Below are 10,317 nucleotides of genomic sequence, written 5' to 3' on the forward strand. Positions count from 1 at the left end.
TACCTACCACGATCCCATGAGCGGGAAACCGACAGTCAGCGAGTACATGACCCGCGACGTCGAGACCGTCTCGCCGGACGACACGGTCGCGGACGTCTCGGCGCGAATGATCGAAAGCGCCGGCCACAACGGGTTTCCCGTCACCACCGGCCGGACGGTCGAGGGCTTCATCTCGGCTCGCGATCTGCTGTCCGCCGACCCTGACGCACCCATCTTCACCGTGATGTCCGGGGATCTCGTCGTCGCACATCCCGACATGAAGGTGACCGACGCGGCCCGCGTCATCCTTCGGTCCGGGATCCAGAAACTCCCGGTCGTCGACGATGCGGACAACCTCGTCGGGATCATCTCGAACACCGACGTCGTCCGCTCGCAGATCGAGCGCGCGACGCCCGGCAAGGTCGGGAAACTGATGCGGACGCTCGAACAGATCCACGGCGTCCACCTCGATGAGGAACGCCGTCAGATCCGGCTGGCCGATCTCACGCCGACGCAGTCGCGGGTGTACGCGGACGAACTGGAGGGACGTCAGTACGAGTTGGAGCGCGGGCTCGCGGAGCCGCTCGTCGTCATCGACAACGGCGGAAAGCTCTACCTGGCGGACGGCCACCACCGCGTGATGGCCGCCCACGAAATGGGCCTCGAGGAGATGGACGCGTACGTCGTCGTCCCGAGCCGGCCCGTCGAACTCGGGATGGCCAAAACCGCGGAGAAGGAGGGGCTGTCCGCGATCACCGATATCGAGATCGTCGACTACGCACGCCACCCGCTCGTAGAGACGACGAAGCGGTTGCAGTAATCTGGACGGCGGTGGTGAACGGCGTACAGCGCGGATCTGCTGAACGAGGGGCGGTTACCCCACAGAATTATGTGATCGAGGAAATGTAGGTTGTTTAAAAGATGCTACGTCGGGAGTTTCTTGAGATGGTTGGCTGGGGCGGTGGGGTATCCATGGGGTCACAAGTGGAGCGGCGAGGTAGCGATCCGGATAGCTGGACGATGCATCGTGGCGATCCGGGACGAACGAATCGCTTCCAGCATCAGAACACGCTCAACGAAACGCTTCAAGTCACCTGGTCGCATGAGCTCACTGGTCGAACGGTCAATCGGCCACCGGTCCCCGTGTTTGATGAACAACGAGTGTTCGTCGCGCCTGAGTTCGGACAGGCAGTTGCGCTTGATCGGCAGTCCGGTACCCCTATTTGGACCGATTCGGCAACAAGCGGACACACGACCCCGATCGTGGGAGATGACACGGTTGTATTCGTAACGGACGATGCAGTTCGTGGTCTTGATAAAACGACTGGTAACGAACGGTGGGTACACAACGGCGATGTGCGAGGGGATCCAGTGGTTTACGACGACGTGGTTTTTGCTGGAACGACTGGGTTCGATATCGACGACGGATCCGTGCTGCTCCGACTAAACACGGACTCATTTGTGGCACCGACGGTCGGTGGTGGTCGAATATACTTCGGTAGTGGACGGATAGTACGGGCCGCCGACATCACAACGGGGACCATCATCTGGCAGAGCAAGATGCTTCTCGAGGACGAATGGATTGAAGATGGCGTCTACGTGTATGCCGATGAAAGACTCTACGTTCCGGGAGTGGACGGACTGGTTGCCCTCAACGCTGCGACCGGCGAGGAATTGTGGCGGGTTGCTCCATCGGACTGGGCGATCTATCGAACACCGTCGGTCGTTAATGGCACCGTCATCCAGCCGATGTCGTCTCGGTACGGGGACATGAATCGAATCGTCCAAATCGATGCCAGTGATGGGACGGAACTCTGGGAGTATCGACCGCCCGGTCGTGGCCAATCACCTCGAGAAGAACTCGCGACCACACCCGGAACCGTTCTCGTTATGTATCAGAACTCCCTCATTTGCCTCGATGTCCACTCGGGAGAGCCAGTGTTTGCGACGCAACTCGGCACCGTATTCGATCACAATGCATCCGGATACGTAACGGGACCGTTCGCGTACGACGGCAGACGTCTCATCGTCAACGGGGGGTCGCGAATCAGTGTCCTTCAGCCCAGTAGGACCCGGATCAACCGTATAGATACCGCCATCGCGGGCGGGAGTCTCGGTGTGCTCGCCGCACTGGGGGCGTATTGGCGGAGTGATCGTGCATGAAGTGGACTCGCCGATCGGTCCTCCAGAGTCTGGCTGTAACCGCAGGGCTGACGGTAGCTGCACCAGCAACGTCGCAGACGCGAGCGAACGATGAGTGGCCGTCGTACCAATTCGACGAGGGCAGCACCGGATTCGTTCCCGACAGAGAGGTACCGAACGATCCGACCGAGGCGTGGCTGAGATCGATCGGAGGTATCGCATCAACGGCATCACCAGTCGTCGATGCTGACAACATCTATATCGGAACGCTCGATGGGGCCCTCTACGCGGTGGAACGCACATCGGGACGCTCCGTGTGGCAGTTCGAGGCCGACGAGCGTATCAGGTCCGCTCCGGCTGTCGACGACACACACGTATACATCGGGTCGGAGGATCAAACCCTCTACGCCCTCGACCGAGAGACGGGCGACCGGTCCTGGTCCGTGAATGCGGGCAGTCACGTTATCGGCGCACCGACAGTGGCGAACGATCGGGTGTTCGTAGGAACGGGGAGTGGAGACGTATTGGCGATCGATTCGGACACGGGGGATCTACAGTGGGCCTCCAGTGCTGGCTCGGAAGTCGCGAGTGCCGTCAGCGTGTATGACCAGCGTGTATATGTCGGTTCAAGCAGCGGTGCGGTCCACGCGTTAGATCTGGCGACCGGCGGTATCCACTGGACGTTCGCGACGGGAGCTTACGTCTACGCGAGTCCTGCTGTCGACGAAAGCGGCGTGTATGCCATTGACGTCGAAGGAACTCTTTTCGCGCTCGATCACCAGGGAACGCAACGATGGACACATTCATTCGGTGATCGAGTCGACTGTTCGCCTGCAGTTGGCAGTGATCGAGTATACGTCTCTGGAGTGGGCTCGCTATGGGCATTCGAGGCGACAACTGGCGAACTAATCTGGCGTTACGATCTCGACGCGGACGTGTATTGGAATAGTCCGCTCATTGCGGCTGATTCGGTCCTCGTCGGGTCCGGTGACGTGCTCCACGCCATCGACGCGGAGTCCGGTGAATCCCGCTGGACGCTTGACGGGGGAGCAGCCACGACACCAGTGCTTGCTGACGAGCGGATCTATACGACGACAGAGAACCACCTGCGGGTCGTTGCCGATGAATCGGCGATCCAAGCGAGTACTGCTTCGAATCCGCCCTCAGCGCGAATCGTTGTGAGGAATGACGGGTCGGATGTCGTCCTCTCGGCGGAGGAATCGAGTACGACGACCGGTACGATCGCTGAATACGAATGGGACCTTGACGGAGAGGGGACGTTCGAGCGGTCCGGATCCGAGATACGACTCCCCCGCGACCGCGTCGAAGGCACCACGATTGCCCTTCGGATCACGACTACCGATGGCACGACGGACACAGCGTACACGAGCGTTAGCCAGCCGAGTGGACGTCTCTCACAGTGGTGGCAAGCGGGCATCGCGGGTGGTATCGCCAGCGGGTCCGTTGGCGGGTACCTGTACGCAAACGAGACCGACGATGATCTGAACGGGCGTGTATCCAAGCTATCCAGTATCAACGCACAACTGCTCGTTCTTTCCCTGTTGTGTCTCGGCATGGGAACCGTCAGCAGTTTCAGCGATCTACCGCTGTCAGAACCGATATCCGCTGGACTCAGTACAGCAGGAATTACGACCGCAATACTCGTTGGATTGTCCGGGAGCGCTCTGCTCGGTAGCCGTTCAGGACGATGGTTCACTGGGGGCCTTACGAGCCTCTACGGCATCATCGTAGCCAGCTTTGCCTGGATCTATTACACTGGCGGAATCATACGGTTCGTCAGCCTATACAACGCCGCCTTTTGGCTCACCGTGGGAGTTCTACTGATGATATTTGTCACCCGATCCGGCCCGATGAAGAGGCTTCGAAACCGCATGACGAATTCCGATTCGAGTGGGAGTACGGACGATGTCGTCCAGTCGGAGAGCTCCCCAGCAGAGCTGAGTGAGCAAGCCAAAAGCGCGAAAGAGGCCGGAGATGAAGCCTTTGGGAACGGCGATCTAGAGCGCTCTCTTACCGAATACGATCAGGCACTCGATCGCTATCGGACCGCTCTCGAACGGACGAGCGATGAGTCAGTCGCCACGGACACTGAGGCAGCGATCGAAGACGTACGAGAGGCACGAACGAACGTGCGTGACCTCCAACAGAAGCGGTCGGAACTCATCGAGCAGCTGGAGGTCGCCGAGCGAGCGTTCCGTAAAGCGATCCTCGCACACGTTCAACGCAAGCAAACGCTCCCGAGGATACGCTACCAGCAGGCCCAGGAGGGGTACAGTTCAGCATTGGATCAGATCGAGGCGATCGATGAAGACGTGTTTACCGTACCCCTCGTCGTCGAGGTTGAGACCAATACGACGCTCCCGGATCGTCTTGAAACAGTGAATGGAATGAGCGACGAGACGATCGAACAACTGGCTGACGTGGGGATAGAAACGCTCGATGCCCTCCGCTCGGCCGACTTCACAACGATCGAAACACGACACGCGATCGATGAGGAGACGGTAACCCGACTTCGGGCACTGTCATGGTTATCACCCAGTGATAGCGTTGAGTTCGGTGATCGGACGGCGATCAGTGACCGACGTAACCGTGCGAAGATCGGTTACGACGCGGTACGATGACGGGTCGAGTGACGTCCTCCGTGTCCTGACGATCGCGGCGTCCCACAAGTGGAGCTAACGGACCCGGCTACTCACAAGCGGAGGCTTGTTGGGTGGGGAGGTCTACCATCTCACGATGGAATGCGTGCAGTGCCGCGCTACTCGCGTTCTGTCCCTCTCAAATCACCGTCACACCGGGACGCATATACGATTTCGACTCCAGTTCTCCGAGCATGGATAATCACGATACCGGATTCGGCTGGTTCGAATCGGTTCCACCCGATGACCTCGAGGCATCCCGCAAGAGAATCGAGAGCGGGAGCGCGGAATCTCCGCAAAACTGGCCCACCCAAGCAGTGCGATCCGGTTTCACAACGGACACATCGGCATACTACGACACGCTGCACAAAGCCACTCTTCACGCTGCTCGCGGAGCCATCGAGGAGCGAGAACGAGCGGATGACCAACAGTTAATACATTGTGTTCGTGCCATGGACGACTGCGAGCGAACCGCGAACGAGCTCGCCGAACGCGCCGCGGAGTGGTCCGGCAGTCTGTTCGAGGACGTCTCTCCGGGGATCGAGGGGGCTCGCGAGATCGCGACACGGGAGCCGGATACCGACGCCGAACGAAGGGCGGTGTCGCTGTCGCGTCGTGTCGCCGATCTGGCGGACGAACGCGACGAGCTCGCGGCGTACGTCGAGCGCGTCGCGCCGGCGGTCGCGCCGAACCTCTCGGCGATGGCGGGCCCGGAACTCGCCGCACGGCTGATCGATCTCGCGGGCGGGCTGGAGCCGCTCGCGAAGAAGCCCTCCGGGACGGTACAGGTGCTCGGCGCGGAAGACGCGCTGTTCGCGCACCTCTCCGGGCGGGCACCGTCGCCGAAACACGGCGTCATCTTCACCCACGACTACGTCCGGAACACGCGCCCCGAGGATCGCGGGTCCGCGGCTCGGGCGTTCGCCGGCAAACTGACGCTCGCGGCGCGAGTCGACCACTACTCCGGCGAGTTCCGCGAGGTTCTCCACGAGGAACTCCGCGAGCGCATCGCGACGATCCGTGCGCGTGCCGAAGACACACAGAAGGGTGCCGCCGATGAGTGAGTCGCTTCCGGACGGCGTCGAGCGCCGTGCGTTCGACGGCGAGACGCGACTCGCGACCCGCGGAGAGCCCGTGTACGGCGAGCCGACCGACGGCGAGTGGCGGGCGTGGGACCCCGAGCGATCGAAGCTCGGCGGCATGCTCGAACTCGAGATGAACACCGGGCTGACGGGCGGGGAAACCGTCCTGTATCTCGGCGCGGCGGCGGGGACGACGGTCAGTCACGTCGCCGATTTCGCGGGACCGACGTACGCGGTGGAGTTCGCACCGAGACCCGCACGCGACCTGCTGGACGCGGTCGAGCCGCGCGACCGGCTGTTCCCCCTCCTGAAGGACGCCCGGAAGCCGGAGACGTACGCGCACGTCGTCGAGAGCGACGTCGACGTCGTCGTTCAGGACGTCGCCACGCGCGGGCAGGCCGACGTCGCCGTCAGGAACGCACGGTTCCTCGCGGACGACGGTCGACTGCTGCTCGCCGTGAAGGCCCGCAGCGAGGACGTGACGGCCGACCCCGACGACGTGTTCGACGACGTCCTGGATCGACTCCGTGACGTCTACGAGATCCGCGAAACCCGTCGGCTCGATCGGTATCACGAGGACCACCTCGGGGTGGTCGCGACGCCGAGATGAACGAGAAACGGGAGCCAGGGAGAGCGGGGCGAGAGTGAGGATGATCGGGGCGGGTGACTCGCGATCGGGAGCGTGGATCGGGTCGGGGGGATCAGGGGAGCCGAGTAGGATCGGGGGATCAGGGGAAGTCGAGTAGGATCGCGGTTGGCGGTACCGACACGCGCGGCCGGGTTCACACCATATAAGAATATCCGGGGTAAACGAGGGTGTAATGGAACTCGGTTCGCGGGACGCGTTCGGACGGATGGGGACGCTCGGGATCGAAGAGGAGTTCTTCATCGTCGATGCCGAGGGCCGTCCGACCTCCGGAACCGACGATCTGGTGTACGACAGCGAGCCGCCGGAGGCGGTTCCCGGGGGATTCGACCACGAGCTGTTCAAATGCACCATCGAGGCACAGACGCCCCTCCTGCTGGGTCCCGACGACGCATCGCAGGCGCTGTCGACCGTCCGGGAGGCGCTGGTCGAGCACGCCGCCGACCACGGTTATCGGATCGCCGCAGCGGGGCTCCATCCGGCCGCGAAGTGGCGCGAACTCGATCACGCCCAGAAGCCGCGGTACCGTTCACAGCTCGACCGGATCCAGTATCCGCAACACCGGAACACGACGGCCGGCCTCCACGTCCACGTGGGCATCGACGATGCCGACAAGGCGGTGTGGATCGCCAACGAACTCCGATGGTACTGTCCGGTGCTGTTGGCCCTGTCGGCGAACTCGCCGTTCTGGAACGGGTTCGACACGGGGCTTGCGTCGGCGAGAGCGAGGGTATTCGAGAACCTCCCGAACACGGGCGTTCCCTCCGCGTTCGACGACTTCGACGCGTTTCAGCGGTTCGAGCGTCGGATGGTCCAGCACGGCTCCATCGAGGACCGCGGCGAGCTCTGGTTCGACGTCCGCCCTCACACCGGTCACGGAACCGTCGAGGTGCGTGCCCCCGACGCGCACGCCGATCCGAGCGTCACCCTCGCGTTCGTGGAGTACGTCCACGCGCTCGTCGTCGACCTCGCGGAACGGTACGAGGACGGCGAATCGACGTCGACGCTCCGGCGTGAGCTGTTGGACGAGAACAAGTGGCGGGCGATCCGCCACGGCCACGACGCCTCGTTCATGACCCGGGACGGGAGCGGCACCGTCTCGCTTGGAGCGCTCATCGACGCGGAGACCGACCGCCTCGGCATCACCGGGATACGCGACGTGTACGACGACGAGAGCGGGAGCGAGCGACAGCGCCGTCTGCGGGAGTCCGGAGGACTGGACGCGCTGTGTACCGATCTGATACTCGACTCATAACGCCCCGGACGGCGGTCACGATCTGTCGGAGACACTGACGACATCGACTCACACGGCAGCTTCCGTCGTATCGAAAACGACGAGAAACGCTTTTCCGCGCGCGGAGCACACGTTCGGGCATGACTACGGACGACGTCGGCGATCAGGACGACTCTCCCACGGATCGAACCCGTGAGGAACTCCGGAAGACGAAAGAGCGATTGGGGGAAGGCGCGGACAAAGCCGTGAAAGGATTCGATGACAACGTCGTCGATCTGCTGTCGTGGCTGCTCGACACGGAGACGAGAGCCCGGATCTACGTGTACCTCCGGGAACACCCGAGTAGTACGAGCGACGAGGTCGCGGACGGGACGGGTCTGTATCCGAGCACCGTTCGCGAGGCGCTCGCGGAGCTCCACGACGAGGAGAAGCTCCAGCGGAGCAAGCGGGAGGCGAGCGGCGCGGGCAACAACCCGTACGAGTACGAGGCGATCGCGCCGAGCGAGCTCGTGCAGGGCGTCGTCGGCGACGTGCAACGCGAGCTGAACGCGGTGTTCAACCTCGATCGACGGCTCGGCGGCGAGTCGCTCGCGGGAGACGAAGAGCCCGTGCAGATATCCGTGGACGGCGCGGACGAGACGAACGCCGACCCCGAACGCGACGACGCGGTCGACGAGTCCGACGCCGGAGCGGACGGGCAGGACGACGTGGCGGACGACGACGCGACGAGGTGACCGACCGTCGGCGACGAGCAGGGCTTCGGCAGCGGCGAAGCCGGTTGGGGACGTTTTAAGGTTCAGCCACCGGACCGATAGGTATGAACGTCGCGCTGGGTGGCACGTTCGATCCGATCCACGACGGCCACCGGAAGCTGTTCGAGCGGGCCGTCGAGATCGGTGACGTCACCGTCGGGCTCACGTCCGACGAGCTCGCCCCGAAAACTCGTCTCGTCGAACGATACGTCCGACCGTTCGAGAGCCGCAAGCGCGATCTCGAAGCGGAGCTGGCACCGATCGCGGAGCGACACGGGCGCAAGTTCGACGTCCGTCGACTAGAGGAGCCGACCGGGATCGCCGTCGAACCACAGTTCGACGCGCTCATCGTCTCTCCCGAGACGAAGGAGGGGGGAAGACGGATCAACGAGATCCGGGATGCGCGTGGGCACGACCCCTTAGAGATCGTCGTCGTCGACCACGTTCCTGCGGCGGACGGCGAGCGGATCTCCTCGACGCGTATCGTCACCGGAGAGATCGACGAGCACGGGAACCTCACGCCTGACCGCGAGGGGCGCGGCACGACCCGACCGAAATGACGGGGGTCCTCCGTGTGGTACTCGGTGAGATCGGTTTCGAGCGGGCTGCCGTCTGGAGCGCCGTGGGCTTCGCGCTCACCACGGTCGCCATCGAAGCCGCCACGTTCGTCGGGGCTCCGCCGACCGAGTGGGTCGCAGCCGGTTGCGCGGCGATCGCGGCGGTCGGTGTGGTCGGGTTCGCCCGTGTCGGCGGCGGCGCGGCTCCCTGCGTGATCCTCGCGTACGGTCCGCTCGCGGGAGCGTTGGTCACGACGGCCGAACCCGGCCTCACTCGGTTCTCGATCGGAGAGCCGCTCGCGGGTGCGGTCGCCGCCGCCGTCGCCGTCGGCGTTGCGGGCTATCTCGTCGGCCGAGTGAGTCGTCGCTCCGTCGACGCCGATGTCGACACCGATGCCGATACCGATGTCGACTCCACCTCGACGTCGCCCGGCGGCGAGTAGACACGATCGGGATCGTTCTAAAAGGGTGTATATTAAAGCCGACGTAGTTTGCCATCCGGGGCCATGCATTCACGCAGTCGATGTCGTAGACAAATGGCACGACTACGATCGACCATGGAAACATCGGACCACGACGTCACGAACGAGACATACACGATCACTCTCGAGGCCGGAGCCGACGGCGGGATCGGCGAGATACTGGAAGCGATCGCCGATGTCGATGGGACCGACCTTGCCGTTCGAGACGTTCGAGTGTTGGACGGTGAGACCGTTACGGTCGACACCGACGCACTGACCGGAGTGCAACGCGAAACGCTGATCCGTGCCGTGGAGGCAGGGTACTACGCGACGCCGCGGGCGACCAGCCTCGATCGCCTCGCGAACGAGTTCGATGTCTCCAAGTCCGCGATCTCCCAGCGGCTCCGAAAGGCGGAGGCAACGCTCGCCCGCCGCGTCGTCTCCGAGATCGCTCCGGAACGATCGGTGGGGACGGATGCCGACGTACACCGATAGACGATACGCCGTCCCCAACACTCGGACTCGCGAGCTGCATCTATTCGCCCCGGGAGGGATCGATACAGACACAGCGGTGATCGATGACGGGAGTGAGTATTGCAGTCCGCCGGTCGTGCTGCGGTATTTAAACGAGCGTGAGCGACGTCGATGGATACTTATAAAGAACGCATGCGGCGGCGTCGCCGGCGCGACGCGCCGGCTGCAAGCGAGAGCCTCGCTCTCGCCCTGCGCGCCTCCGAGCGCCCACCGGGCGCGAGGAGCGCGTGCGAGGGAGTCAGGGGCGGTCGCCGAGTGGTTCCGGCGACC

General features: G+C 63.3%; 10 protein-coding genes. All 10 read left to right on the forward strand.

What is annotated here, in order from left to right; genetic code table 11:
• The first annotated feature begins 16 nt into the window (after nt 1–16).
• Nucleotides 17–799, forward strand: a complete 783-nt coding sequence (locus ACNSN7_RS12550; protein ID WP_418282640.1) for a CBS domain-containing protein — start codon at nt 17–19, stop codon at nt 797–799.
• A 200-nt stretch (nt 800–999) separates the two neighbouring features.
• Nucleotides 1,000–2,142 carry an outer membrane protein assembly factor BamB family protein gene (locus ACNSN7_RS12555; protein WP_418282649.1) on the forward strand — a complete coding sequence of 381 codons (1,143 nt, stop codon included), beginning with the start codon at nt 1,000–1,002 and terminating at the stop codon, nt 2,140–2,142.
• Complete coding sequence (locus ACNSN7_RS12560; RefSeq protein WP_418282641.1) at nt 2,139–4,763, forward strand: beta-alanine-activating enzyme beta-propeller domain-containing protein; 2,625 nt, start codon at nt 2,139–2,141, stop codon at nt 4,761–4,763. The genes ACNSN7_RS12555 and ACNSN7_RS12560 overlap by 4 nt, the downstream gene beginning before the upstream one ends.
• 212 nt (nt 4,764–4,975) lie before the next feature.
• Nucleotides 4,976–5,845 (forward strand): NOP5/NOP56 family protein, encoded by an 870-nt coding sequence (locus tag ACNSN7_RS12565; protein ID WP_418282642.1) that lies wholly within the window; start codon nt 4,976–4,978, stop codon nt 5,843–5,845.
• On the forward strand, nt 5,838–6,473 hold the full coding sequence (locus ACNSN7_RS12570; protein ID WP_418282643.1) for a fibrillarin-like rRNA/tRNA 2'-O-methyltransferase: 636 nt from the start codon (nt 5,838–5,840) through the stop codon (nt 6,471–6,473). The genes ACNSN7_RS12565 and ACNSN7_RS12570 overlap by 8 nt, the downstream gene beginning before the upstream one ends.
• A 211-nt stretch (nt 6,474–6,684) precedes the next feature.
• Complete coding sequence (locus ACNSN7_RS12575; RefSeq protein ID WP_418282644.1) at nt 6,685–7,764, forward strand: glutamate--cysteine ligase; 1,080 nt, start codon at nt 6,685–6,687, stop codon at nt 7,762–7,764.
• Between the two features lie 119 nt (nt 7,765–7,883).
• Entirely contained in the window at nt 7,884–8,477 is a 594-nt protein-coding gene (locus ACNSN7_RS12580) for a winged helix-turn-helix transcriptional regulator (protein ID WP_418282645.1), read from the forward strand.
• A gap of 83 nt (nt 8,478–8,560) precedes the next feature.
• Nucleotides 8,561–9,055 carry a phosphopantetheine adenylyltransferase gene (locus ACNSN7_RS12585; protein ID WP_418282646.1) on the forward strand — a complete coding sequence of 165 codons (495 nt, stop codon included), beginning with the start codon at nt 8,561–8,563 and terminating at the stop codon, nt 9,053–9,055.
• A 14-nt stretch (nt 9,056–9,069) separates the two neighbouring features.
• Nucleotides 9,070–9,495: a hypothetical protein gene (locus ACNSN7_RS12590; RefSeq protein WP_418282647.1), complete on the forward strand. Its 426-nt coding sequence runs from the start codon at nt 9,070–9,072 to the stop codon at nt 9,493–9,495.
• Between the two features lie 114 nt (nt 9,496–9,609).
• Entirely contained in the window at nt 9,610–10,008 is a 399-nt protein-coding gene (locus ACNSN7_RS12595; protein WP_418282648.1) for a helix-turn-helix domain-containing protein, read from the forward strand.
• Nucleotides 10,009–10,317 lie beyond the last annotated feature (309 nt).

Source organism: Halorubrum rarum (genome assembly GCF_048380895.1).
Classification (GTDB): Archaea; Halobacteriota; Halobacteria; order Halobacteriales; family Haloferacaceae; genus Halorubrum.

Coding starts and splice junctions, on each gene's coding strand:
- ACNSN7_RS12550 (WP_418282640.1), top strand. CDS start 17: ATGAGCGGGAAACCGACAGTCAGCGAGTACATGACCCGCGACGTCGAG.
- ACNSN7_RS12555 (WP_418282649.1), top strand. CDS start 1,000: ATGCATCGTGGCGATCCGGGACGAACGAATCGCTTCCAGCATCAGAAC.
- ACNSN7_RS12560 (WP_418282641.1), top strand. CDS start 2,139: ATGAAGTGGACTCGCCGATCGGTCCTCCAGAGTCTGGCTGTAACCGCA.
- ACNSN7_RS12565 (WP_418282642.1), top strand. CDS start 4,976: ATGGATAATCACGATACCGGATTCGGCTGGTTCGAATCGGTTCCACCC.
- ACNSN7_RS12570 (WP_418282643.1), top strand. CDS start 5,838: ATGAGTGAGTCGCTTCCGGACGGCGTCGAGCGCCGTGCGTTCGACGGC.
- ACNSN7_RS12575 (WP_418282644.1), top strand. CDS start 6,685: ATGGAACTCGGTTCGCGGGACGCGTTCGGACGGATGGGGACGCTCGGG.
- ACNSN7_RS12580 (WP_418282645.1), top strand. CDS start 7,884: ATGACTACGGACGACGTCGGCGATCAGGACGACTCTCCCACGGATCGA.
- ACNSN7_RS12585 (WP_418282646.1), top strand. CDS start 8,561: ATGAACGTCGCGCTGGGTGGCACGTTCGATCCGATCCACGACGGCCAC.
- ACNSN7_RS12595 (WP_418282648.1), top strand. CDS start 9,610: ATGGAAACATCGGACCACGACGTCACGAACGAGACATACACGATCACT.